This is a genomic window from Herbaspirillum sp. GW821-FHT09A12 (assembly GCF_059418325.1).
Map to the genome: position 1 here is coordinate 708,932 of NZ_JBWKPR010000002.1, position 24,410 is coordinate 733,341.

Annotated in this window: 16 protein-coding genes; 10 read left to right on the top strand and 6 right to left on the bottom strand. The window is 64.2% G+C overall.

Annotated elements, in window-relative coordinates; all coding sequences use genetic code 11:
* The first annotated feature begins 312 nt into the window (after positions 1-312).
* A complete protein-coding gene (locus AC07N6_RS08235) occupies positions 313-1,431 on the top strand; it encodes a porin (protein WP_494779827.1) in 1,119 nt (372 codons plus the stop codon).
* Between the two features lie 143 nt (positions 1,432-1,574).
* Here the strand turns inward: AC07N6_RS08235 and purL are convergent, their stop codons facing one another.
* The gene (gene purL, locus AC07N6_RS08240) at positions 1,575-5,600 is read right to left on the bottom strand and encodes a phosphoribosylformylglycinamidine synthase (RefSeq protein ID WP_494779828.1); all 4,026 of its coding nucleotides are present in this window, start codon (positions 5,598-5,600) and stop codon (positions 1,575-1,577) included.
* A gap of 520 nt (positions 5,601-6,120) precedes the next feature.
* Here purL and AC07N6_RS08245 point away from each other — a divergent pair.
* The 3 genes from AC07N6_RS08245 (at position 6,121) to AC07N6_RS08255 (ending at position 10,078) form a co-directional block, all read left to right on the top strand.
* Positions 6,121-7,392: an FAD-dependent oxidoreductase gene (locus AC07N6_RS08245; RefSeq protein WP_494779829.1), complete on the top strand. Its 1,272-nt coding sequence runs from the start codon at positions 6,121-6,123 to the stop codon at positions 7,390-7,392.
* Positions 7,393-7,605: 213 nt separating this feature from the next.
* Positions 7,606-9,174: an NAD(P)H-hydrate dehydratase gene (locus tag AC07N6_RS08250; protein WP_494779830.1), complete on the top strand. Its 1,569-nt coding sequence runs from the start codon at positions 7,606-7,608 to the stop codon at positions 9,172-9,174.
* Positions 9,128-10,078, top strand: a complete 951-nt coding sequence (locus AC07N6_RS08255) for a DMT family transporter (protein WP_494779831.1) — start codon at positions 9,128-9,130, stop codon at positions 10,076-10,078. The genes AC07N6_RS08250 and AC07N6_RS08255 overlap by 47 nt, the downstream gene beginning before the upstream one ends.
* A 9-nt stretch (positions 10,079-10,087) precedes the next feature.
* Here the strand turns inward: AC07N6_RS08255 and AC07N6_RS08260 are convergent, their stop codons facing one another.
* Positions 10,088-10,819 (bottom strand): ABC transporter ATP-binding protein, encoded by a 732-nt coding sequence (locus AC07N6_RS08260; protein WP_494779832.1) that lies wholly within the window; start codon positions 10,817-10,819, stop codon positions 10,088-10,090.
* Positions 10,820-10,841: 22 nt separating this feature from the next.
* On the opposite strand from AC07N6_RS08260, the gene AC07N6_RS08265 reads away from it, so the two are divergent.
* Entirely contained in the window at positions 10,842-11,492 is a 651-nt protein-coding gene (locus tag AC07N6_RS08265) for an arylesterase (RefSeq protein WP_494779833.1), read from the top strand.
* A gap of 60 nt (positions 11,493-11,552) precedes the next feature.
* On the opposite strand, the gene AC07N6_RS08270 is transcribed toward AC07N6_RS08265, so the two are convergent.
* The 3 genes from AC07N6_RS08270 to AC07N6_RS08280 all read right to left on the bottom strand — a co-directional run bounded on the left by AC07N6_RS08270 (position 11,553) and on the right by AC07N6_RS08280 (position 15,297).
* Positions 11,553-12,272 carry a glutamine amidotransferase gene (locus AC07N6_RS08270; RefSeq protein WP_494779834.1) on the bottom strand — a complete coding sequence of 240 codons (720 nt, stop codon included), beginning with the start codon at positions 12,270-12,272 and terminating at the stop codon, positions 11,553-11,555.
* Between the two features lie 336 nt (positions 12,273-12,608).
* On the bottom strand, positions 12,609-14,531 hold the full coding sequence (locus AC07N6_RS08275) for a SurA N-terminal domain-containing protein (protein ID WP_494779835.1): 1,923 nt from the start codon (positions 14,529-14,531) through the stop codon (positions 12,609-12,611).
* A gap of 241 nt (positions 14,532-14,772) precedes the next feature.
* Complete coding sequence (locus tag AC07N6_RS08280) at positions 14,773-15,297, bottom strand: TonB family protein (protein ID WP_494779836.1); 525 nt, start codon at positions 15,295-15,297, stop codon at positions 14,773-14,775.
* Between the two features lie 356 nt (positions 15,298-15,653).
* Here AC07N6_RS08280 and AC07N6_RS08285 point away from each other — a divergent pair, with 356 nt between their 5' ends.
* From AC07N6_RS08285 to AC07N6_RS08305, 5 genes are all read left to right on the top strand, one after another.
* Positions 15,654-16,796 (top strand): putative 2-aminoethylphosphonate ABC transporter ATP-binding protein, encoded by a 1,143-nt coding sequence (locus tag AC07N6_RS08285; RefSeq protein WP_494780261.1) that lies wholly within the window; start codon positions 15,654-15,656, stop codon positions 16,794-16,796.
* A gap of 17 nt (positions 16,797-16,813) precedes the next feature.
* Positions 16,814-18,580, top strand: a complete 1,767-nt coding sequence (locus tag AC07N6_RS08290; protein WP_494779837.1) for a putative 2-aminoethylphosphonate ABC transporter permease subunit — start codon at positions 16,814-16,816, stop codon at positions 18,578-18,580.
* A gap of 67 nt (positions 18,581-18,647) precedes the next feature.
* Complete coding sequence (locus AC07N6_RS08295) at positions 18,648-19,682, top strand: putative 2-aminoethylphosphonate ABC transporter substrate-binding protein (RefSeq protein ID WP_494779838.1); 1,035 nt, start codon at positions 18,648-18,650, stop codon at positions 19,680-19,682.
* A gap of 199 nt (positions 19,683-19,881) precedes the next feature.
* Entirely contained in the window at positions 19,882-21,078 is a 1,197-nt protein-coding gene (locus tag AC07N6_RS08300; protein ID WP_494779839.1) for a TIGR03364 family FAD-dependent oxidoreductase, read from the top strand.
* A gap of 479 nt (positions 21,079-21,557) precedes the next feature.
* Positions 21,558-23,225 (top strand): MFS transporter, encoded by a 1,668-nt coding sequence (locus AC07N6_RS08305; RefSeq protein WP_494779840.1) that lies wholly within the window; start codon positions 21,558-21,560, stop codon positions 23,223-23,225.
* 145 nt (positions 23,226-23,370) lie between these two features.
* Here AC07N6_RS08305 and AC07N6_RS08310 read toward each other — a convergent pair whose 3' ends face one another.
* Entirely contained in the window at positions 23,371-24,318 is a 948-nt protein-coding gene (locus AC07N6_RS08310) for a LysR family transcriptional regulator (protein ID WP_494779841.1), read from the bottom strand.
* Positions 24,319-24,410 lie beyond the last annotated feature (92 nt).

Sequence of the window (24,410 nt, forward strand, 5' to 3'; positions counted from 1 at the left end):
GCATCGGAAAACGCCGGGCAAACCCATCGGTGGATACGCCCCCTTCAAGAAAAATAATTGTTATTTATTTTTTATCTTTTAATAATTTTTTTATAAATAATTAGAAAAATAAAATTATTGAGCCTCACTTCAATCATTTCACCAATACGCATTCTGCTATTCTTCGATCCTGTCCCAATCGGGACAAGGCCGTCCGCTCACCAAGCATCAACAGCAAAAAGAGCGGCGACAACAGGCATTTCGGAGGAGGCGCACAAGGTCGCTCCGTGATGCCGCCCATTACATAACATCGTGGTTTCAGGAGAGACACCCATGAAAAAGAGTTCCTTGTTGCTGCTCGCAGCGGGTTTGACCAGCGGCGGCGCAGCATTTGCCCAGACGAACGTGACCATCTACGGCATCATCGATACCAGCGTCCACTACCTCAGCAACGCCAATGCCAACGGCAGCAGCAACATCCGCCTGGACAACGGCGCCATTGCCAACAGCCGTATCGGCTTCAAGGGCACCGAGGATCTGGGTGGCGGTCTGAAGGCCATGTTCCAGCTGGAAAACGGCTTCTCCAGCGACACTGGCGCAATGAGCCAAACCAATACCCTGTTCAACCGTCAGTCGTGGGTTGGCCTGCAAGGCAACTTCGGCAAGGTCCGCGTAGGTAAGCAAAACACTCCGCTGTTCGACCTGCTGGCCGACCATTTCGACCCGCTGACCGTGGGCAACTATGGAAGCAATTCCTGGCTGCCGGCCGCCGGCACCTTGATTCGTACCCCAAACATGGTGCGCTATGACAACGACTTCGGTCCGGTGTCGGCTGCTGTCAGTTGGTCCTTCGGCGAACAGGCCGGTTCGGTGCGCACCGGTAGCCAGTTCAGCAGCGCTCTGCGCTATACCGCCGGCGCCTTCGCGGTCGGTGGCGGTTTCCAGCAAACTGTGAGCCCCGACAACTCCAGCTACAAGGATACCGTCTGGAACCTGTCGGCTTCCTATGACTTCGGTTCGGCGAAGGTGTTCGGCGGTTGGTTCAACATCAAGGACACCACTGGTACTACCGGAGCTTATATGGCTGTCGATAGCGATACCACTGGATGGACCACCGCCAGCACCGTCAAGGCAACTGCCGGCAATCAGCGCAAGGACAATGGTTTCTTCCTCGGCTCCAGCTACAAGGCCACCAGCGCCCTGACCTTGACCGGCGCGTTCTACTACGACAAGAGCAAGAACGTGTCGTACGAAGGCCTGGGCAATGTCGGTGACGGCAAGCGTTACGCCGTGGTCGGCTGGGCTGACTATGCGTTGTCCAAGCGCACCCAGTTGTATGCCACCATCGACTACAACAAGGCCAAGGACGCGGCCGTGTATGAGTTGACCAACTCGGCTTCGGGCAAGAACAGCCTGACCACCGTCGGCGTTGGTATCCGCCACTTTTTCTGATCCTGCCTGAACCGCGCCGCCTACCTTCAAGAGGTTGCGGCGCAAGTCAGACGATTCAGAAAGCAAAAAGCGCAGTTCCTTTCGGAACTGCGCTTTTTTATTGCCGCATCGCTTGAACGGCCCGCCAGGCGGGCCGGCCGAGGTCATCCCACCCACTTGCGCGCATTGCGGAACATGCGCATCCACGGCGAATCCTCGCCCCAGGATTCCGGGTGCCACGACTGCGTGACGGTGCGGAACACGCGCTCGGCGTGCGGCATCAGCACCGTGAAGCGGCCGTCCGGCGTGGTCACCGAGGTGATGCCCTGCGGCGAACCGTTCGGGTTGTACGGATAGCCTTCGGTCACGGCGCCCTTGTTGTCGACGTAGCGCATGGCGACGATGGCCTTGGTGATGTCGCCGGTCTGCGAGAAGTCGGCGAAGCCTTCGCCGTGGGCGGTGGCGATCGGCGCCTGGGTGCCGGCCATGCCCTGCATGAAGATCGACGGCGAATCCGCCACTTCCACGTTCACGAAACGCGCCTCGAACTGCTCGGACTTGTTGCGGGTGAACTTGGGCCAGTCTTGCGCGCCCGGGATCATCGACTTCAGGTTGCTCATCATCTGGCAGCCGTTGCAGATGCCCAGCGAGAAGGTGTCGCCGCGCTGGAAGAAGCGCGAGAACTGTTCGGCCAGCTGCGCGTTGAACAGGATGGTCTTGGCCCAGCCCTCACCCGCGCCCAGCACGTCGCCGTAGGAGAAGCCGCCGACGGCGATGAAGCCCTTGAAGTCGTCCAGCTTGGCGCGATTGGCGATCAGGTCGCTCATGTGCACGTCGACCGCGGTGAAACCGGCCTTGTGCATGGCGAAGGCGGTCTCGATGTGCGAGTTCACGCCCTGCTCGCGCAGGATCGCCACCTTGGGACGGGCGGCCGCGCCCAGCGACAGGAACGGCGCGGCGATGTCTTCCTGCGGATCGAACGTCAGCTTCGGGCTGATGCCGGGGTCGGCAGCGTCCAGGATGCGGTCGTATTCGGCATCGGCGCAGGCCGGGTTGTCGCGCAAGCGCGCAATGCGCCAGCTGGTCTCGCTCCACAGGCGTTGCAGCTCGATGCGGGGCTGGCTGTAGATGTTCTTGGCGTCGCGCAGGAATTCCACTACGTCGCGCTCGTTGGGCTTGCCGATGATGTGGCTGCAGGCGCCCAGGTTGAAGCTGCGCAGCACGTTCATCACGTCCGACTTCTCTTCGGCGCGCACCTGGATCACCGCGCCCAGTTCCTCGTTGAACAACGCGCGCAGCGTCAGTTCGTTGCGGCGCTCGGCCACTTGCGAGGTCCAGTTCTTGGAGTCGCCCCAGTCGGCCGCATGCTCGCTTTCCATGGTCAGGATGTCGAGGTTGACCGAGATGCCGGTATGGCCGGCAAAGGCCATTTCCGCCAGCGTGGCGAACAGGCCGCCGTCGGAGCGGTCATGGTAGGCCAGCAGCTTGCCGTCGGCATTGAGCTGCTGGATGGCGTTGAAGAAGCCCTTCAGGTCTTCCGCGCTGTCCACGTCCGGGGTTTCATTGCCGATCTGCTGCATGACTTGCGTGAGCGCCGAGGCGCCCATGCGGTTCTTGCCGCGGCCGAGGTCGATGACGATCAGCACGGTCTCGCCGCTATCCTTGCGCAGTTGCGGCGTGAGCACGCGGCGCACGTCCGTCACCGGCGCAAAGCCGGACACGATCAGCGACACCGGCGAAGTCACCGACTTGGGGCCGGCGTCATCGGTCCAGGTGCTGCGCATGGACAGCGAATCCTTGCCCACCGGGATCGACACGCCCAGCGCCGGGCACAGTTCCATGCCCACGGCCTTGACGGTGTCGAACAGCGCGGCATCCTGGCCGGGCTGGCCGCAGGCCGCCATCCAGTTGGCCGACAGCTTGATGTCGCCGATCTCGGCGATCGGCGCGGCGGCGATGTTGGTGATCGCTTCGCCCACCGCCATGCGGCCCGATGCGGCGGCATCGATCACCGCCAGCGGCGTGCGCTCGCCCATGGCCATCGCCTCGCCCAGATAGCCTTCCAGGCCCATCGCGGTCACGGCGACGTCGGCCACCGGCACCTGCCAGGGGCCGACCATCTGGTCGCGCACGGTCATGGCGCCCACGCTGCGGTCGCCAATGGTGATCAGGAACGACTTGTCGGCCACGGTCGGCAGGCGCAGCACGCGGTGCGACACATCCACCAGGTCCATGCCGGTCAGGTCGACCGCCGGCAGGGTCTTCTCAAGGTGCTTGACGTCGCGGTGCATCTTGGGCGGCTTGCCCAGCAACACATCCATCGGCATGTCGACCGGGTTGTTGCCCTGCTCGGGGTCGATCACCTTCAGCTGGCGCTCCTCGGTGGCGGTGCCGACCACGGCGAACGGCGAACGCTCGCGCTCGCACAGGTACTTGAACAGTTCCAGGTGCTCGGGTGCGATGGCCAGCACGTAACGCTCCTGGGACTCGTTGCTCCAGATTTCCTTGGGCGCCAGGCCGGACTCTTCCAGCGGCACCTTGCGCAGGTCGAACAGCGCGCCGCGCTTGGCGTCGTTGGTGATTTCCGGGAACGCGTTGGACAGGCCGCCGGCGCCGACATCATGGATCGACAGGATCGGGTTCTCGTCGCCCAACGCCCAGCAGGCGTTGATGACTTCTTGCGCGCGCCGCTCCATTTCCGGATTGCCGCGCTGCACCGAGTCGAAGTCCAGGTCGGCGGTATTGACGCCGGTGGCCATCGACGAGGCGGCGCTGCCGCCCATGCCGATGCGCATGCCGGGGCCGCCCAGCTGGATCAGCAGGCTGCCCGCGGGCAGGTCGTTCTTCTTGGTGTGCTTGGCCGAGATGTTGCCCATGCCGCCGGCGATCATGATCGGCTTGTGGTAGCCCATCACCTCGCCGCCCACATTCTGCTCATAGGTGCGGAAGTAGCCGCCCAGGTTGGGCCGGCCGAATTCGTTGTTGAACGCGGCGCCGCCCAGCGGGCCTTCGATCATGATCTGCAGCGGCGAGGCGATGCGCTCGGGCTTGCCGTAGATGCCGCCCTCGGCGTGGATGTCGCGCTCGGCCACCGGTTGCGCCACATCGCGCGCGTTTTCCCAGGGCTGCACGGCGTGCGTGACCATCAGGTTGGAGACGGTGAAACCGGTCAGGCCGGCCTTGGGCTTGGCGCCGCGCCCGGTCGCGCCCTCGTCGCGGATTTCGCCGCCGGCGCCGGTGGAGGCACCCGGGAACGGCGAGATCGCGGTCGGGTGGTTGTGGGTTTCCACCTTCATCAGGATGTGGGTCAGCTCTTCCGACGCCTCATACACGTTGCCGCGGCCGGCGCCGCGCTGGTAAAAGCGCGGCACCGTGGCGCCCTCGATCACCGACGAGTTGTCGCTGTAAGCCACCACCGTGCCCTTGGGGTTCAGTTGGTGGGTGTTCTTGATCATGCCGAACAGCGACTTGTCCTGCGCCACGCCGTCGATGGTCCAGTCGGCGTTGAAGATCTTGTGGCGGCAGTGTTCGCTGTTGGCCTGGGCGAACATCATCAGCTCGACGTCGGTCGGATTGCGCTGCGCGCGGGTGAAGGCGTCCACCAGGTAATCGATTTCGTCGTCCGACAAAGCCAGGCCGAGTTCGGTATTGGCGCGCTCGAGGGCGGCGCGGCCGCCGCCGGTCACATCCACCGACTCCAGCGGCTTGCCCTGCAGTTCGGCGAACAGGCCGGACGCTTCGCTCGGGTGGCGCAATACGGTTTCGGTCATGCGGTCATGCAGCAGCGCCGCCACGGCCGGGATGCTGGCGTCGTTGAGTTTCTTGGCGCCGCCCAGCAGGCCGCTCTTGATCTGGACGCGATAGACGATGCCGCGTTCGACGCGGTGGATATGGGCCATGCCGCAGTTGTGGACGATATCGGTGGCCTTGCTGGCCCAGGGCGAGATGGTGCCGAAACGGGGAATGGCGACAAAGGCCTCGCCTTCGTCGCTGCCGTTGAACGGGTCGCCATAGGTCAGCAGGCCGTTCAGGCGCGCCTCGTCTTCCTTGGTCAGGGCGCCCGCGGCATCGACAAAATGCAGGAACCGGCCGGAAATGCCGGTAATGGCGGGATCGACAGCTTGCAGTTGGGACAGGAGGCGTTGGGTGCGGAAAGCGGAAAGGGCATTGGAGCCCGGCAAGATCAGCATGGCGAGGTCGAGGCAGTTGGCTTGAATCGGGAAAACGGGTGCTGGCGCGGCTTGGAACCGATCCACCGACGCCGATGCATCCCATGGTTCCGCACTGCAACAGGCAGATGCCTGGCACGGACAAGGGATGCTGCATCGGGCTGATCTGATGGATCGTGCGCGCGTTTGCTAGCAAAGACCGAATTATACAGTGGACAAGGGGGTATTGGGCTCACTCAACGCGAGCGCGCGGCCCTGGCGCGCCTTTCTGCCCGGCGCTTGTCATCGGCCCATCCCGTCTGCGCGTTGTTCAACGAAAACACCGACGGTTCTTGAAACGCATTCCCTCCCGGAAATGGAACTTGCATGACATTCAGGCAATATCTCAGCAGCAAGACCATTTCGCGGTATCATTCCGGCCGCATCGGAAAACCGGCCTTGCCCGCATGGCGATATTGTCATCGTGGCCATCTCGACCATCAAGGCAGCCATCCGATGACGATGACAACAGCGGCCTGATCCGCCATCCAAGACACACAGAGTGAACAACACACATCGACAGATCGCCGTCATCGGCGGGGGACTTTCAGGGATTTGCAGCGCCTATTTCCTGGCCGCCAAGGGGTATGAGGTCGCCGTGCTCGAACGGCGCGCCCATGTTGCAGAAGAAGCCACGTTCGGCAATTCCGGCCTGCTCGCGCCCGGCGCGGCCATGCCGCTGACCCTGCCCGGCGCCTTCGCCACCTTCGCCGGCCGTTTCCAGGAAGAACCGCGCGTGCTGCTGGCCGCCGGCACCGACTTCAAGCGCAACCGCTGGATGCGCCAGACGCGCCAGGCCCAGCAGCAACGCCTGGCCGCCAACAAGCTCCGGCTCACACGCCTGTCAGCCTATGGCCAGGAACTCACGCGCCAGTTGCAGGAACATTATGCGATGGAGCACGAAAACAGCAGCGGCGTGTTCCATCTGTTCCGCACCCCGGCCGAAGCCGCGCGCATGGCGCCATTGCAAGAAAGCGCCCAGCAATGCGAGATCCGGCACAAGATGCTGGACACTGCGGCGCTCCGCCTGCTGGAGCCGGCCTTCTCGTCAGAAGCCGCCCTGGCCGGCGCGCTGTATTACCCGGACGACATCGCCGGCAATTGCGTATTGTTCGCCAAGCAGATGCGCAACGCAGCCCAGGAACTGGGCGTGTCTTTCCATTTCGGTTCGACCGTCAAGTCGATCCAGCCTGAATTCGGCGCACGCGTGACGCTGGAACTGGAGTCGCCGCACCTGGCCGGGCGCCTGACCACCGATGGCGTGGTGCTGGCCGCCGGCATGCAGACCGCCGAGCTGCTGCGCCCGCTGGACACGCCGCTGCCGATGCGCGCCCTGCAAAGCTATTCGGCGCTGGTGCCGATCAAGAACCCCGACGATGCGCCCGACATGGCGCTGTTCGATGACAGCTACAAGGTCGCCATGACGCGCCTGGGCAATCGCATCCGCATCACCGGCCTGCTCGGCTTTTTACCGCCGTCGCAGACGATCCCGCCCAAGGCACTGCGCAACCTGCTCAAGATCGCGGGCGACTATTACCCGAACGCCGCCAATTACAACCAGGCGCACTTCTGGAGCAGCACGATCCCGCTCCTGCCCAGCGGCATGCCGCTGTTTGGTCCGACGCGCCACGGCAACGTTTTCGTCAACGTCGGCCACGGCATCGCCGGCTGGGCCGCCGCCGTCGGCTCGGCGCGCGTGCTGGCCGATATGGTCGCCGGCGAGCAGCCGGTGGTGGATGCCGAGGGCTTCTTGCCGCAAGACCTGGCCGCCTGATCCGGTCTTCAATCTACGCCCCGGCCCTGGTCGGGGCGCTCCCTTTGCATCCGGCAAACGCGGCATCGCGCGCGGATTCATCTGCGCCGATTTTTTTCATCTGCCGTCGTGCAGCGCATTCTGCGCAATTGACTTAGAATGATTTCGAGGCAATGCCTCACCTCTGCAGTTCATCCCGATCACCGCAACACCAACGCATCAGCGATCACAGCCATGAGCGCGCTCTATTCTGCTGCCGAAATCCGCGAAGTCGAGCAGACCGCCCTGTCCGGACTCCCCTCCTATACCCTGATGCAGCGCGCCGGCGCGGCCGTGGCCGAATATGCGCAGCAGTTGCTGTCGTCCACCACGCAATCCTCACCTTCGGTGCTGGTCTTGGCCGGCCCCGGCAACAATGGCGGCGATGCGCTGGAAGCGGCCTGCATCCTTGAGGAAGCCGGCATCGAAGTCGCCGTGCAACTGCATGCCGACCAGGGCAAGCAACCCGAGGATGCGCGCCGCGCGCTGGCGCGTGCGCGTGAAGCGGAAATCCAGTTCATCGAAGACCTCACGCCGGCCGGCCTGCGCGAACAATCGTGGGCGCTGGTGATCGACGGCCTGTTCGGCATCGGCCTGACGCGCGCGCCCGCGAGCAAGCTGCGCGCCATCATCGACCACGTCAACGGCCTGCCCTGCCCGGTATTGTCGATCGACGTCCCCAGCGGGCTCAATGCCGACACTGGCAGCATCGTCGGCGGCGCCGATGGCGTAGCGATCAATGCCACCCACACCATGACTTTCATCGGCGACAAGCCCGGCTTGCATACCTGCGAGGGCAAGGACCATAGCGGCCTCATCGCGCTGCAAGCGCTGGAGATCGGCCCTGGCTGCTACCGGCCGACCCGCGCCTTCCTGAACGGGCCGGCGCATTTTGCGGCGTCCCTCAAGCCGCGCGCCAACAACTCGCACAAAGGCAGTTACGGCGACGTGATCGTCGTCGGCGGCGCCCGCGGCATGGCCGGCGCGCCGGTGCTGGCGGCGCGCACCGCGGCGTTTGGCGGCGCCGGCCGGGTCTACCTGGCGTTTGTCGATGACGGGCCGGCCTACGACAGCGTGCATCCGGAATTGATGTTCCGCGTCGCCGACCGCGTCGAGTTCGGCGCCAGCGCGGCGCTGGTGGTCGGCCCCGGCATGGGCACCTCGCGCCACGCGCACGACATCCTGGCCCGCGCGCTCGACAGCCAGGCCGACATCGTGGTCGATGCCGATGCCCTCAACCTGATCTCGGCCGAACCGACCTTGCAGCACAAGCTGCACGACCGCCGCGGCGGCAGCGGGGAAATCGCCAGCATCATCACCCCGCATCCGCTGGAAGCCGCGCGCCTGCTCGACACCACGACCCAGAACATCCAGAGCGACCGTCCCCAGGCCGCCCGCATGCTGGCGCGCCACTTCAATGCCATCACCGTGCTCAAGGGCGCCGGCACCGTGATCGCCTTTCCCGATGGCGAGATGGTGATCAACCCGACCGGCAATCCGGCGCTCTCCACGGCCGGCACCGGCGACGTGCTGTCCGGCCTGTGCGGCGCGCTGCTGGCGCAAGGATGGCCCCTGCGCGCCGCCGCGCTGGCCGCCACCTGGATCCATGGCGCCGCGGCCGACCGGCTGGTGGCGCAGGGCCTGGGCCCGGTCGGGCTGACCGCCAGCGAATTCATCCCGGCCATCAGAGCCGTGTTCAACAACATCATCCGAGACCATGTCCACCAGCGCCCTGCCGCAGTTCCGAGTCGTACATACTCCTAAGCTCTGGCTGGGGATCATTTTCCTGGTTACCGGATTGTGGACGCTGTCCCTGCTGGACGCAGCCGGCAAGCTGCTGGCCATCTCCGGCTACCACGTGGTGATGATCGCGTGGATGCGCTACACCATCAACGTGCTGTTCATGGCGACCACGCTGGTGCCGCTCTACCAGAAACGCAGCGGGCGCAGCATCTTCCGCTCCAACCGGCCGGGCCTGCAGATCGGCCGCGGCGCCCTGTTGCTGGCGTCGACGCTGATCTTTTTCTCGGTATTGAAGGTCGTGCCGCTGGCCGAAGGCACGGCGATGAACTTCTGCGCGCCGCTGGTGGTGCTGGCGATCTCGCCCTGGCTGCTAGGGGAACGGGCGTATGTCTCGCGCTGGATCGCGGTGCTGGTCGGCTTTAGCGGGATGCTGATCGTGATCCGCCCCGGCGGCGACATCCCGCCGCACGGCGTGGCGCTGGGCTTGCTGTCGGCCTGCACGATGGCGCTGATGTCCATCCTCAACCGCAAGGCCAACCAGGCCGACGACCCGATGGTGACGCTGTTCTACGGCGCGCTGATGGGCAGCGCGCTATCCACGCTGGCGGTGCCGTTCTTCTGGAGTTCGCATACGCCGGACCTGGTCGAATGGGCGATCCTGATTTCCACCGGCCTTACCGGCACCATCGGCCACTTCCTGCAAAACAACGCCTACCGCCACGCCGAAGCCTCGGTGCTGACGCCCTTCTTCTACGCCCAGATCATCTCGGCATCCGGCATGGGCTGGCTGGTGTTCGGCCAGTTTCCCGACCGCATCACCCTCCTCGGCATCGCCATCATCTGCGCCAGCGGCATGGGCATCGCCTATATTGAACACAAGCGCGCCCATCCGCTGCCGCCGGCCGATCCGATGGAAGCGGTCTAAATATCGGACTCAGGTACTGCCGGCAAGGCGGCCGGCAGCGATGGTGATGGTGCGCGCGCAGCGCGCGGCGATGGAATTGTCGTGCGTCACCAGCACCAGCGTGGAGCCGCGTTCCTGGTTCAGTTCGAACATCAGCTTGATCACCGATTCGCCGGTGGCGGCATCGAGGCTGCCGGTGGGCTCGTCGGCAAACAGCAGCGGCGGCTCGGTGACGAAAGCGCGCGCCAGCGCCACGCGCTGCTGCTCGCCGCCGGAGAGGTATTTGGGGTAATGCTTGAGGCGGCTGCCCAGGCCCACGCGCGCCAGCATCCGCTCGGCCTTGGCGCGCGCCTCGCCGTCGCCGCGCAACTCCAGCGGCAACATCACGTTTTCCAGCGCGTTGAGGTGGCCCAGCAACTGGAAGGACTGGAACACGAAACCCAGCTTGCGCTTGCGCAGCGCCGCGCGGCCGTCTTCATCGAGGGCGAAAATGTCCGCGCCATCCAGCCGCACGGAACCTTCACTGGGGGTATCCAGTCCAGCCAACAGGCCCAGCAGCGTGGATTTGCCTGAGCCCGAGGCGCCGACGATGGCCAGCGTGGTGCCGGGCGCCACGGTAAAATCGATGCCGGAAAGAATCGTGAGCTGGCCGGATTCGGCCGATGCATCGGCAACGCGTTTGGACAACTGAAGGACTTCAATGGCAGGGACAGCGGAAATGACGACAGGATCGGCAGCAATGGCGGCAGCGGAATCGGGCATGCAGGGCATTCAGTCAAGAAGGATGGCGACATTTGCAGCGCGAACCGGCCTCAGGGCATGGTTGCGGCTGCTGGCGGGCATCGCCCTGATGCTGGCGGCGATGAGCGCTTATTCTGCCCCAAAAACCCTGCTCGTGCTCGGCGACAGCCTCTCGGCGGAATACGGCCTGGCGCGCGGCACCGGGTGGACCCGGCTGCTGGAGCAGCGCCTGCAACAAAACAAGGTCGATGCCGTGGTGATCAATTCCAGCATCAGCGGCGACACCACCATCGGCGGCAAGAATCGCCTGCCTTCCCTGCTGGAAAAGAACAAGCCCGATATCGTCGTGATCGAACTGGGCAGCAACGACGCCCTGCGCGGCCTGCAACTCAACACCACGCAAGAGAACCTGCAGGCCATGATGGACCTGGCGCGCCAGAACAAAGCCAAGGTGCTGCTGGTGGGCATGCAGATCCCGCCCAACTACGGCGCCGACTACACGCGCCGCTTCACTGACATGTTCCAGCACCTGGCCAAACGGAACAAGGCGCCGCTGGTGCCCTTCTTCATGGACGGCATCGCCGCCAACATGGAGCTGTTCCAGGCCGACCGCATCCATCCCAACGAACAGGCGCAAGCCATGCTGCTGGATAACGTCTGGCCGCATTTGAAACCGCTGGTCGGATTGAAATAAACGCTCCCTTCGCTACGCCGCCAGGCGGCTACTCAGGGCGAACGGGCTTGGTCGAATCGCTCAATGCCGCGCATACAGTTCCAGAAACCGGCGCAGCAAGCCGGTCGATTGCGGCGTTTCGCTGACCTTTTCGCACAGCGCCATGGCGTCGATGCCGCAACCGCGATACACCTCGGCGTAGTAATTCAGGTGGGCCCGCACGAAGTCCGGCGAGAACTCCGGGTGAAACTGGGTCGAATAGATGTTTTCCGCATGCTTGAGCATGTGGTGCGGGTCCAGCGGCGAGCACGCCATCACGATCGCTTCCGCCGGTGGGCGCAGCACCGACTGCATGTGCAGCATGTGCGCCGGGAAAGTGGTCGGCAGCTCGCCCAGCAAGGCATCCTTGCGGCAGCAGTCGTAGGTTTGCACATGCATGGTGCCGGCGGCGCGGCCGGCCGGGTTGTAGCCGACTTCGCCGCCGAAGGCATAGGTCAGCAACTGGTGGCCGTAGCAGATGCCGAACATCGGGGTCTCTTCCGCCGCCGCATCGCGCAGCCATTCGGCGGTGCGCTCGCTCCAGTCTTCCTTGTCGGTCACCATGGCGGGCGAACCGGTGATGAAGACGGCGCGGTAGGAACAGGGCGAGCGCAAGGCCTGCCCCTGGTACACGGTCACGGTTTCGGTTTCATGATCGGCCAGTCCGGCGGCAGACTGGATCTGCTGCGCGTAACCGCCATAATTGCTCTTGAGGGTCTGGTTGGGATCGCCGGTTTGGATGATCAGGACTGGGGCTGGCATGGAAAGCAGTGGTCGACTATTCAATGGCAAAACATTGCACCGGAAGCATTTCCATTCAGGAATCCCTTCTGCGATGCCCTTCGAATTCGACTGGAGGCGACGATAACTTTACGGCAGCCGGATAACGCTGGAACGACGCAAGCCGCGATCAGGATGACAAGGAAAGCATGCTGAAAAATGCTGCGCCGCCTCAATAATGAAACAAAAAAGGCCGCTGGAGAAGCGGCCTGTATAAATTTTTTAGCTGATTGTCGCGCCCATGCACGGATGTCACCGGCATGGGGCGCCGCACGCGCACCGTTTCACATCTGTGGTGCGCCCTGCGGCGTGGCTGCCTTATTTGGCGGCATCGTCGGCGCTGATCGCGGCGGCCCCCTTCAACAGCTTGGTCTTGGCCTTTTCACGCAGGTAGCCGAGGTAAGCCAGCGCTTCCTGCTGCGACAGCGCATTGGCGATCTGTTCCTGCTCGGCCTTGCGGCGCGCGGCATCCGCGGTCTTGGGCTGCTCGACCTTGGTCACGCGGTAGATCTGGTAACCCATGCCCGGCATTTCCACGCCGGTGTAGGCCGGCAGCTTGGCGGCATCGACCTTCATGACGGCAACAAACGCCTCTTCGTTCCAGCCCTCAGCCTTGACGCGCGAGACTACCTTGGCCTCGCTGAAGCCGGCGCCGTCATCCTTGGCCTGCAGTTCGGCCAGGCGGGCCTGGCCGGCCTTGGTGGCCAGCGCCTGCTCTTCCTGCAGCAGCACGACCTTCTGCACGTCAGCCTTGACGTCCTCGAAGGCGCGCACGGCCACCGGCTTGTATTGGCTGATGCGGCCGGCCACCAGGATATTGGGGGCGACCTGCACCGCTTCGCTGTTGTGCCTGGACTTGATCACGTCGTCGGTAAACAGCGCCGTCAGGAACTTGGCATTGTTGTACGGCGCCGCGCCGGCCGCCGGGTTGGGCGCGCGCGTGACGCCGGTGGCGGTCTGGATAGTCAGCTTGAGCTTGTCGGAGACCGCCTTGAGGCTGTCGCCGTTTTCGTAGACCAGGTTATTGAACTGGTCGGCCAGTTCGGAATACTTCTTCGCCGCGATCTGCTTCTTGATCTCGCCGGCGATCTCATTTTTCACCGCATCGAGCGGCTTGACCGACGCCGGCTTGATGCCGGTGACTTCGATCACGTGATAGCCGAAGTCCGACTCCACCGGATCGCTGATCTCGCCCTGCTTGAGGCCAAACGCCGCATCCTCGAACGGCTTGACCATCGCGCCGCGGCCGAAGAAGCCCAGGTCGCCACCATTCTCGGCCGAGCCCGGATCTTGCGAATTGGCCTTGGCCAGCTTGGCGAAATCGCCCGGATTCTTGCGCAACTGGGCCACCAGGCCTTCCGCCTTGGCCTTGGCGGCCGCCTTGTCGGCCGCCGACGCATCCTTATTGACGGTGATCAGGATGTGGCTGGCGCGGCGCTGCTCTTCGGTCGCATACAGCTTCTGGTTTTGCTCGTAGTAGGACTTGATGTCGTCATCGGTCGCCTGCGACTGCGCGGCCACGGCGGCGCCATCGAGCACCACGTATTCGATGCTGGCCTGCTCCGGCGTTTCAAAGCGCTTGCCGTTCTTGTCGTAGTAGGCCTTGAGCATCTCGTCGCTCACCTTGACCTGGGAGGCGTAGCTCTCCGGCTTGAAGTTGAGCATCTGCACCGTGCGTTCCTGGTCGTTCAGGTTCGACAGGTTATCGGCCACGGTCTTGGGCGCGAATGCGGTGTTCTGGATCGCCGCATTCAACTGCTGCAGCGCCATTTCGCGGCGCAGGCTGGCCTCGTAACCCTTCGGAGTCATGCCCTGGGCCGCCAGCAGCACGCGGTATTGGTCGTTGTCGAAGGTGCCGTCCGGTTTGGTCAGGCCCGGGATTTGCAGGATGCTTTGCTGCAGCGCCTGGTCAGGCACCACCAGCTTGCTGGCTGCCACTTCGGCGCCCAGCGCGCGTTGCGCGATCAGGTTGTCGAGAATGGCGCGGCGCGCCTCGGGGGTATCGAACAGCCTGGTGTCGAACTGATCGCCATAAGCCTGGCGCATGCGGTCGAGCTGCTGGCGATGCGCGGCATCCCATTCTTCCTTGGTAATGGTCTGTCCGGCCACCTTGGCCACGGCGCTGCCGCTGTCGCTCAGGCTGCTGTAGCCCTCCAGGCCGAAGAAAGCGAACGACGGGAAGATGAACAGCAACAGCAGGAACTGCATCAGGCGCTGGTGGGTACGAATGAATTCAAACATGAATAGCCAATCAATAAACGATCCGGTCAATGAAGGTGTGCGCCCCTCGCTGTCTCGTGCCGGATTCGGGTAATAAAAAAGGCGAACTCACGTTCGCCCTGGTCCGGCGGAGCGGGAACCCGCCCGGAAACTCTTCCTGCGGCAGGCCCTCGGGCGCACAACGCACTCAGTCGTGCACGCGCGACATTATACACATGCCAATCCCCGGCAACACCCCCGCGCCGGCTGCGGATGCCTGCATTCATTCGCCCATCTGCGCCAGCGCCACGCTGCGCAACTGGAAGCGCCCATCGTTATTGAACAGCCAACTTTCGGACAATTCGATGCGGCCGTGCTGCAGCAGCGCCTCCGGCGGCTTGGGAAAAGGCGCCGTATTCTTCAGGCTGCCCAGCGCGCTGGCCTCGGCCTGCTTGTCGCGGTTGCTGCGCAGGATCTCGCTCTTGACCAGGTTGCCGTCGCGATCGACCACATACTTGACCACGATCACCGAGCGCAGCAACGCTTGCGGACGCTCGACATAGACGCTGGTGAAATTGACCTGCGAGATGCGCTTGGCCAGATCCTGCTTGTAGCCATCGGCGGTGGTGGCGGTCGAGGTGCCGTCCGGCGTGGTCTTTTTCTGTTCGATGATGGACTTGGCCAATTCGTCGCGCTGCTGTTGCGTACTCTCCGGCCCCGAACAGGCGGCCAGCAATGCCGCCGCGCCGATCCTGGCCAGCGTCAGGCGGGATGGCCCGCGATATCCCTGCTTCCTTGTTTGACTCATATTCGTTCTCCCCGCATGTCCGCCGCTGATGGCGCCCGGCAACAGCTTGCCGCCTTTCAACGCGCGCTCAGGAATATCGACATTACTCCACATTATTCGACACTATATCAGCGCCGCCGCGCCCTTCCGCCAGTCCGAGAAACGCACCATCCATAACTTCAATCTATAGGTCGGATATTACTCCGCTATCGCAGAGGGAGCTGTCATCCAGCAGTCATATTTGCCCCGTAACATCCGCTTGCCTTGAGACCGACAACGCCCCGCAAATGCGCGACAGCGCTGAGTTCCTGCAAACACGGCAAACGATTGCGGCAGCGTTGCGGCCCAGCCGCTCCACCAGCGAGACCAACCAGATGATGCAGACCGCTTCCCCCCTTCCCAGCGCCCTCGGTTCCCATGCCGGCGATCTGTCGCATACCGATGGCAGCGAGACTTTCCTGTCGGTGCGCGGCATCGACAAGCGCTTCGGCGCCTTCACCGCGCTAGACCGTGTTTCGCTCGAGGTCAGGCAGGGGGAAATGGTCTGCCTGCTGGGCCCGTCCGGCTGCGGCAAGACTACCCTGCTGCGCACCATCGCCGGCCTGGAACGCCAGGATGCCGGCAGCCTGCAGGCCGGCGGGCGCGATATCTCGCAGTTGCCGCCGCAGGCACGCGATTACGGCATCCTGTTCCAGTCGTACGCGCTGTTTCCCAATCTCACCGTGGAAGACAACGTGGCCTACGGCCTCAATGCCGCGGCCGGCCAGCGCAAGCTGTCGCGCCAGCAAAGGCGCGAACGCGTGGCCGAGATGCTGGGCATGGTGGGCCTGGCCGGCAGCGAGCGCAAATATCCCGGCCAGCTCTCCGGCGGCCAGCAGCAGCGCGTGGCCCTGGCGCGCGCGCTGGCGCCGTCGCCTTCGCTGCTGCTGCTTGACGAACCGCTATCGGCCCTGGACGCCCAGGTGCGCGAACACCTGCAACTGGAAATCCGCCGCCTGCAAAAGGAATTCCGCATCACCACCCTGATGGTCACGCACGACCAGGAAGAAGCCATGGTGATGGCCGACCGCATCGCCGTGATGAACCGCGGCCGCATCGAGCAATTCGGCACCCCCGACGAAATCTACCGGCGCCCGGCCTCGCCCTTCGTGGCCGACTTCATCGGCCAGTCCAACTGGCTGCCCTTCACCCGGATCTCGGGCTCCCAGGTCGCGGTCGGTTCGCTGCAACTGGAGATCCAGCCGGAGGAAGAAGAACTGTCCAGCGGCCGCCTGTTCTGCCGGCCGGAAGCGGTCGACCTGTTTCCCGCCGAGCAAGCCGCCAACCGCTTCCGGGCCCGCGTGGTCGACCGCATCTATCTCGGCAACCGTTACCGCATCGCCCTCGCCGCCGATGCCCTGCCCGGGCAAACGCTGATGGCCGACGTCATGGGCCAGGCGCATGACCGGCTCGGCGCCATGCGCGGCGGCGAAGGCATCTGGATCGCGCTGCCGCGCCAATCGCTGCAGGTCTTCGTCTGATGAGAAACGGCGCCGCGATGAACTCCACCGCCACCACTGCCAGCAGCGCCATGCCCGACCTGGGGGCGCCGGGCCTGCACAGCGCTGGCGCCAGGCGCGCGCAACGCCAAACAGACCCCGGCCAGTTGCTGCTGGCCGGCCTCAAGTGGCTGTTGCTGGCCGCGCTGCTGCTGGGGCTGGGCGGCCCGCTGGTGTTCATCCTGATGCAGGCGGCGCTCACCCCTGAGGGCCGCTGGGCCGGCTTGCAGCCGTTGGCCGCATTGTTCTCCAACATCAATTTCCTGCCCATGCTGGGACGCAGCCTGTGGGTGTCCTTTGCCACCGCGCTGGTCACGGTGCCGCTGGCCTATGCGTTCGCCTACGCCTTGCAGCGCACCTGCATCCCGCTCAAACCGGTGTGGCGCGGCATCGGGCTCCTGCCGCTGCTGGCGCCGTCGCTGCTGCCGGGCATCGCGCTCATCTACCTGTTCGGCAACCAGGGCTTGTTCAAGGAATGGATGGACGGCAGCATCTATGGTTTCTGGGGCATCCTGCTGGGCGAAGTGTTCTACACCTTCCCGCATGCGCTGATGATCTTGCTGTCGGCCTTGTCGCAAGCCGATGGCCGCCTGTACGACGCCGCCGCCGCGATGGGCTCGTCGCGCTGGCGCACCTTCAAAAGCGTCACCCTGCCGGCCACGCGCTATGGCATCTTCGGCGCCTTCTGCCTGGTATTTACGCTCGCCATCACCGATTTCGGCGTGCCCAAGATCGTCGGCGGCGCCTACAGCGTGCTGGCGGTGGAAGCCTACAAGGCGGTGGTCGGCCAGCAGCAGTTCGGCCGCGGCGCGCTGATCGGCCTGTTGCTGCTGGTGCCGGCGGTGCTCACCTTCGCCGTCGACGCCTGGCTGCAACGCCGCCAGCGCGCCCAGATGAGCAGCCGCTCGGAATCCTATGTGCCGCGCCCGGACTGGCGCCGCGATGGCGCCAACCTGATGGCGGTGACGGCGCTGGCCGCCGCCATCCTGACCATCATCGCGGTCGCCATCGGCGCCTCGCTGGTCAAGCTGTGGCCGTACAACCTGCAGCTCACGCTGCAGCACTACGATTTCGACAACATGGACGGCGGCGGCTGGCTGGCCTACTGGAACAGCCTCAAGCTGGCCTGCGGCACCAGCATCGCCGGCACCCTGGTGATCTTCACCGGCGCCTGGCTGATGGAAAAGACGCGCGGCGGGTCGGCGCTCTCGTCCGTACTCGGCCCGCTGTTGCGCTTCCTGTGCTTCCTGCCGATGGCGGTGCCCGGCCTGGTGCTGGGCCTGGGCACCCTGCTGTTCTTCAACCACCCGGCCAACCCGTTCAATTTCCTGTACGGCACGATGGCGCTGCTGGTGCTGTGTTCGGTGGTGCACTTCTACACCACCGCCCACCTGACCGCCGTCACCGCGCTCAAGCAGCTCGATCCCGAATTCGAAGCCGCCTCGCTGTCGCTGAAGGTGCCTCTGCTCAAGACCTTCGTGCGCATCACGGTGCCGCTGTGCCTGCCGGCGCTGCTGGAGATCTTCCGCTACCTGTTCGTGTCGTCGATGACCACGGTCTCGGCGGTGATCTTCCTGTACCGCCCCGACACCGTGCTGGCCTCGGTCGCCGTGCTCAACATGGACGACGCCGGCGATGTCGGCCCGGCCGCGGCGATGTCGACGCTAATCCTGCTGACCTCGGCCGCCGCCTCGCTGCTGATGCACGCCGCCGGCGGCCGCTGGATCGCCCGCGCCCAGGCGTGGCGCCGCGCGCGCACCCATTGAGCCGAACCTTGTTTCCCATCCGGCGTTCTACCGACGCCATTTCAACCCAGCCCATCCAAAGGCCATCATGAAAAAAACCAAGCTGTTCAAACTGCTCGCATCGGCCATCGGCGCCGGCATGCTGTTCTCGGCACAGGCCGCGCATGCCGCCACCACGCTGACGGTCTACACCGCCCTCGAAGCGGACCAGATCAAGGCTTACCAGGCCGCTTTCCAGAAGGCCAACCCGGATATCGAAATCAAGTGGGTGCGCGACTCCACCGGCATCGTCACCGCCAAGCTGCTGGCCGAAAAGGCCAATCCGCAAGCCGACGCGATCTGGGGCCTGGCCGCCACCAGCCTGGCCATGCTGGACAAGGAAGGCATGCTGACCCCGTACGCCCCCAAGACCCTGTCCAACATCGAAGCCAAGTACCGCAGCGCCGCCAATCCGCCGGCCTGGGTCGGCATGGACGTGTGGGCTTCGGCAATCTGCTTCAACACCGTGGAAGCGCAAAAGCTGGGCCTGCCCAAGCCGACTTCCTGGGCCGACCTGACCAAGCCGGTCTACGCCGGCAAGATCGTGATGCCGCACCCGGCATCTTCCGGCACCGGCTACCTGGACGTCTCGGCCTGGCTGCAGATGATGGGCGAGGAAAAGGGCTGGGCCTACATGGACGCCCTGCACAAGAACATCGGCCAGTACACCCACTCCGGTTCCAAGCCCTGCAAGCAGGCTGCCACCGGCGAGTTCCCGATCGGCATCGCGTTTGAATACCGCGCCGTGAAGACCAAGAAGGAAGGCGCGCCGATCGACGTGATCCTGCCGTCCGAAGGCCTGGGCTGGGACATCGAAGCCACCGCCATCGTCAAGGGCACCAAGAACCTGGAAGCCGCGAAAAAACTGGCCGACTTCTCCGCCAGCAAGGAAGCCATGACCCTGTATGAGAAGAACTTCGCGGTGGTCGCCATGCCCGGCATCGCCAAGCCGGACGAACTGCTGCCGGCCGACTATGAAAAACGCCTGATCAAGAACGACTTCACCTGGGCCAGCACCAACCGCGAGCGCATCCTGACCGAGTGGAGCAAACGCTACGAAAGCAAGGCCGAGAAGAAGCAATAAGCCGCACGGCCAAGGCAGTACGGCCTGCGCCGCCATTCGGTGGCGCAGGCCGCGCGAGCAACAGCGGCAACCGACGGGCGACGCCAGAGCGCCCGCTTAGAACCTGATTGCGATCTCGACGGGAGTTGAGCAAATGTCATTTCAATCAGGTTCTTCAACGACATCTTTGCAAACAGAACCAGAATCGGATGGAGCATTCATGAACAGCAGCGACTCCCAACACTTCGACCTGGCCGTGGTCGGCTCCGGCATCCTCGGCCTGGCGCACGCCTACGCCGCCGTCAAGCGCGGCCTGCGCGTGGCCGTCTTCGAACGCACCGGCACCCCGCTGGGCGCCTCGATCCGCAATTTCGGCATGGGCCTGGTCACCGGCCAGCCGCCCGGCATCATGCTGGACCTGGCCCGCGAAAGCCGCGAACTGTGGCTCTACCTGTCGACGCGCGCCAATTTCAGCGCCCGCGAAGCCGGCACCCTGCTGTTCGCCCGCACCGAAGCCGAACGCGACGTGCTGCAGGAATTCATGATCGTGCGCGCGCGCCAATATGAATACCGCGTCTCGCTGCTGCAAGGCGACAAGCTCAATACCCTCTACAACGGCCGTTTCAGCCATCACCTCGCGGCCCTGCATGGCACCGAAGACCTGCAGCTGTATTCGCGCGAGGCCATGCCGGCCCTGGTGGCCTACCTGCATTCGCAGGGCGTGCATTTCCGCTTCAATACGCTGGTGCATGGCGCCGGCGACGGCCGCCTCGCCACCACCGCCGGCGACTTCCGCGCCGAACGCGTGATCGTCTGCTCCGGCCATGACTACCAGACCCTGTTCGCCGACCGCCTGCAAGCGATGAACCTGAAGCAATGCCGCCTCCAGATGCTGCGCGTGAAGACCGAAGACGCGCTGCCGCTGACGCACGCGGTGCTGACCGGCCTCTCCTGCACCCACTACGGCGCCTTCTCCGACCTGCCCACCGCGCGCGCGGTGCATGCCGAGATCGACGCCACCGCGCCGCTGCTCAACAAGCACGGCATCCACCTGCTGGTCAGCCCGACGCCCTACCAGGAACTGATCATCGGCGATTCGCACTACTACGGCGCCGACTCGCCGCCCTTCAACAGCGAAGAGATCGACCAGTTGATGATCGGCCTGGCCGAAGACGCGCTGGCCACGCGCGTGCAGGTGCTCGAGCGCTGGCAAGGCGTGTACGGCAGCAAGGGCCCGGGCCCGTTCTCGGCGCTGCCGATCGATGACAAGACCACGGCCGTGCTGATGCATACCGGCATCGGCATGAGCGTGGGACTGGGGCTGGGCGAGCGCGTGGTGAAGGCGCTGCTGGCCGGCGATGCGCTGCCTTCGGGCAGTGACGCCGCGGCGCCGATGCCGACCACCGCGCTGGCATAAGGACCGGATACCCGCCAGGTTCAACGTCAACGTTCATAGCGACACGCAGACACGATGTCCGGCGCCGGCCGTAGAAACGCCGCATGCGTCCGGCATCGGGTTGCCCACCATCCGGGCTTTGGCCGCTGCACCGCAAAAACCTCTTCTTCCCCTGCCATGCGTGCCGGCATGGCTTCTCCATGCTGCGTCGCAACCAATTCCGCCGCGTTTCGCCTGTAAGCCTGTGTAAGTTTCAAGCAAGTCCTGCGTAAGTTTTGAGTCGCACACTCGGCGCGTGGACAAGTGGGCCATTACGCAAGCAATGCGGAACGAATACCGCAGTTTGTGTATGGATCGGTTGACGATCGCCGCCAAGGCGGAATCGTCGGCGGATTCGAAAACGGGGATGGCGTCGCACAGTCATGGCATCTCCGCTGCGTTCTTGCATAACGCCCCATTCGGCCATGCATCAGCCAATCAATTAAAACTAGGAGACCAGCATGACGACAGCATCAGTCAACACGACTGCGCGCGGCATCACACCTGAGGAGCGCAAGGTCATTTTCGCGTCCTCCCTCGGCACCATTTTCGAATGGTATGACTTTTACCTGTACGGCTCGCTGGCGGCCATCATCGCCAAGCAGTTCTTCGCCGGCACCGACCCCAACACCGCGTTCATCTTCGCGCTGCTGGCGTTTGCCGCGGGCTTCATCGTGCGCCCGTTCGGCGCGCTGGTGTTCGGCCGCCTGGGCGACCTGGTGGGACGCAAGTACACCTTCCTGGTGACCATCCTGATCATGGGCGCGTCGACCTTCATCGTCGGCATCCTGCCCAACTACAACGCCATCGGCATCACCGCGCCGATCATCCTGATCATCCTGCGCATCCTGCAAGGCCTGGCGCTGGGCGGCGAATACGGCGGCGCCGCCACTTATGTGGCCGAGCACGCGCCGGATGGCCGCCGCGGCGCCTTCACCGCATGGATCCAGACCACCGCGACCCTGGGCCTGTTCCTGTCGCTGCTGGTGATCCTGGGCGTGCGCACCTCGGTGGGCGAAGCCGCCTTCGCCGAATGGGGCTGGCGCATTCCGTTCCTGGTCTCCATCCTGCTGCTGGCCATCTCGGTGTGGATCCGCCTGTCGATGAATGAGTCGCCGGCGTTCCTGAAGATGAAGTCCGAGGGCAAGATCTCCAAGGCGCCGCTGACCGAAGCCTTCGGCCAATGGAAAAACCTGAAACTGGTGATCCTGGCGCTGATCGGCCTGACCGCCGGCCAGGCCGTGGTGTGGTACACCGGCCAGTTCTACGCGCTGTTCTTCCTGACGCAATCGCTCAAGGTCGACGGCGCCACCGCCAATATCCTGATCGCGATAGCGCTGCTGCTGGCCACGCCGTTCTTCATCTTCTTCGGTTCGCTGTCCGACAAGATCGGCCGCAAGCCCATCATCCTGGGCGGCTGCCTGATCGCCGCGCTGACCTACTTCCCGATCTTCAACGGCCTGACCCACTTCGCCAACCCGGCGCTGGAAGCCGCGCTGAAAAAGGCGCCGGTGATCGTGACCGCGGATCCGGCAAACTGCCAGTTCCAGTTCAACCCGACCGGCACCAAGAAGTTCACCTCCTCGTGCGACATCGTCAAGGCCAAGCTGTCGGCCGCATCGGTGAACTACGAGAACGTGGCCGGCGCACCGGGTTCGGTGGCCACCGTCACCATCGGCGACAAGGTCATCACCTCGTATGACGCCGCCGCCTTGTCCAAGGAAGAAGCCGCCGAGAAAGACAAGGCCCTGTCCAAGGAACTGTCTGACGACATCAAGGCCGCGGGTTATCCGAGCAAGGCCGATCCGGACCAGATGAACAAGCCCATGGTCCTGTTGCTGCTGTTCATCCTGGTGCTGTACGTGACCATGGTGTACGGCCCGATCGCCGCCGCACTGGTCGAAATGTTCCCGACCCGCATCCGCTACACCTCGATGTCCATGCCTTACCACATCGGCAACGGCTGGTTCGGCGGCCTGCTGCCGACCACCTCGTTCGCGCTGGTGGCCTTCAAGGGCGACATCTACTACGGCCTGTGGTATCCGATCGTGATCGCCCTGGCGACCTTCGTGATCGGCCTGTTCTTCGTGAAGGAAAGCGTTCACAACGACATCTACGCCGCTGACTGAAGCGGGGAGCAGATGGCGGGGGAGCCCCGTCCTGCAGCGGCTTGAGTGTTGAGTTGCTTGAGTTGCGCGGGACGGCGGGATCGACAGAAAACAATTATTCCTGCAATCGTTGGGCCGATCGGAACCGGATATCCGATCGGCTTTTTTATTTGGCGCCGCGCTTGCCTGCCGGCGGCCGCCCTTTCTCCGCAATGCCCATTTCCATTGCCGCTTTCTCTTCCACCAACGCCAGCAAGCCTTGCGCCGCGATCGACAGGCTGCGCTCCTTGGGCGTGACGATCAACAGCGGCCGCACCAGCTCCGGCGCATCCAGCGGAATCGCCACCAGGTTGGGAAGGCGGAACTGGAACAGCGTCAACTCAGGCACCACGCTCACGCCAAGGCCGCTCTCGATCAGTGCCGCCACCGTCGCCAGATGTTCCACTTCCAGCCCGGTGTTGACCGTCCCGCCGGGATGCAGCATCGCATCCAGGTGCTGGCGCACGCTGGTCGAACGCGCCAGGTGGATCAGCTCGCAACCGGCCAGTTGGGCCACCTTGATGCGCCGTTTGCCGGCCAGCTTGTGGTCGCGCCGGCACACCAGATAGAACGGATCGGAACACAGCGGCCGGGTATCGAATTCCAGCAGCCTGGGCCCCGGCGCGGTCAATGCGATATCGGCCTTGCCATGGCGCAGCAGGTCCAGGCAATGGTCTGAAATGGCGTCGAACAATTCCACCGTCACCCCCGGATAGCGCTGCCGGTACTGCGCCAGCACCGGCGGCAGCCAGCCGGCCGCCAGCGAAGGCAAGGCGGCAATGGCGACCCGGCCCTTGCGGCGCGCCACATAGTCGCTCATGTCGGAGAAAGCCGATTCGATATCGGCCACCAATTGGCGCGCCACTTCCACGAACAGCTCGCCTTCCGGCGTGAGCGTCACATTGCGCGTATCGCGCTCGAACAGCCGCGCGCCGGCGGCGGCTTCCAGCTTCTGGATCATCACGCTGAAGGCCGACTGCGAGACATGGCAGCGCTCGGCCGCATGGCCGAAATGGCGGCAGTCGGCCAGCGCCAGGAAGGCCTGCAGCAGACGGGTCGAAATATTGGCGGCCATGATTAATCCGAAAAAACGATTAATTGATCGAAAATACGCACTTTACAGCAAAATCGACCGCCACCTACACTCGTTGCACCGCACTTAAAACC

Bases quoted from the DNA above. Each gene is read 5' to 3' on its own strand.
- AC07N6_RS08300 (WP_494779839.1), top strand. From the start codon at position 19,882: ATGAACAGCAGCGACTCCCAACACTTCGACCTGGCCGTGGTCGGCTCC.
- AC07N6_RS08235 (WP_494779827.1), top strand. From the start codon at position 313: ATGAAAAAGAGTTCCTTGTTGCTGCTCGCAGCGGGTTTGACCAGCGGC.
- AC07N6_RS08265 (WP_494779833.1), top strand. From the start codon at position 10,842: ATGGCGACATTTGCAGCGCGAACCGGCCTCAGGGCATGGTTGCGGCTG.
- purL (WP_494779828.1), bottom strand. From the start codon at position 5,600: ATGCTGATCTTGCCGGGCTCCAATGCCCTTTCCGCTTTCCGCACCCAA.
- AC07N6_RS08285 (WP_494780261.1), top strand. From the start codon at position 15,654: ATGCAGACCGCTTCCCCCCTTCCCAGCGCCCTCGGTTCCCATGCCGGC.
- AC07N6_RS08250 (WP_494779830.1), top strand. From the start codon at position 7,606: ATGAGCGCGCTCTATTCTGCTGCCGAAATCCGCGAAGTCGAGCAGACC.
- AC07N6_RS08280 (WP_494779836.1), bottom strand. From the start codon at position 15,297: ATGAGTCAAACAAGGAAGCAGGGATATCGCGGGCCATCCCGCCTGACG.
- AC07N6_RS08255 (WP_494779831.1), top strand. From the start codon at position 9,128: ATGTCCACCAGCGCCCTGCCGCAGTTCCGAGTCGTACATACTCCTAAG.
- AC07N6_RS08290 (WP_494779837.1), top strand. From the start codon at position 16,814: ATGAACTCCACCGCCACCACTGCCAGCAGCGCCATGCCCGACCTGGGG.
- AC07N6_RS08275 (WP_494779835.1), bottom strand. From the start codon at position 14,531: ATGTTTGAATTCATTCGTACCCACCAGCGCCTGATGCAGTTCCTGCTG.
- AC07N6_RS08270 (WP_494779834.1), bottom strand. From the start codon at position 12,272: ATGCCAGCCCCAGTCCTGATCATCCAAACCGGCGATCCCAACCAGACC.
- AC07N6_RS08295 (WP_494779838.1), top strand. From the start codon at position 18,648: ATGAAAAAAACCAAGCTGTTCAAACTGCTCGCATCGGCCATCGGCGCC.
- AC07N6_RS08260 (WP_494779832.1), bottom strand. From the start codon at position 10,819: ATGCCCGATTCCGCTGCCGCCATTGCTGCCGATCCTGTCGTCATTTCC.
- AC07N6_RS08305 (WP_494779840.1), top strand. From the start codon at position 21,558: ATGACGACAGCATCAGTCAACACGACTGCGCGCGGCATCACACCTGAG.
- AC07N6_RS08310 (WP_494779841.1), bottom strand. From the start codon at position 24,318: ATGGCCGCCAATATTTCGACCCGTCTGCTGCAGGCCTTCCTGGCGCTG.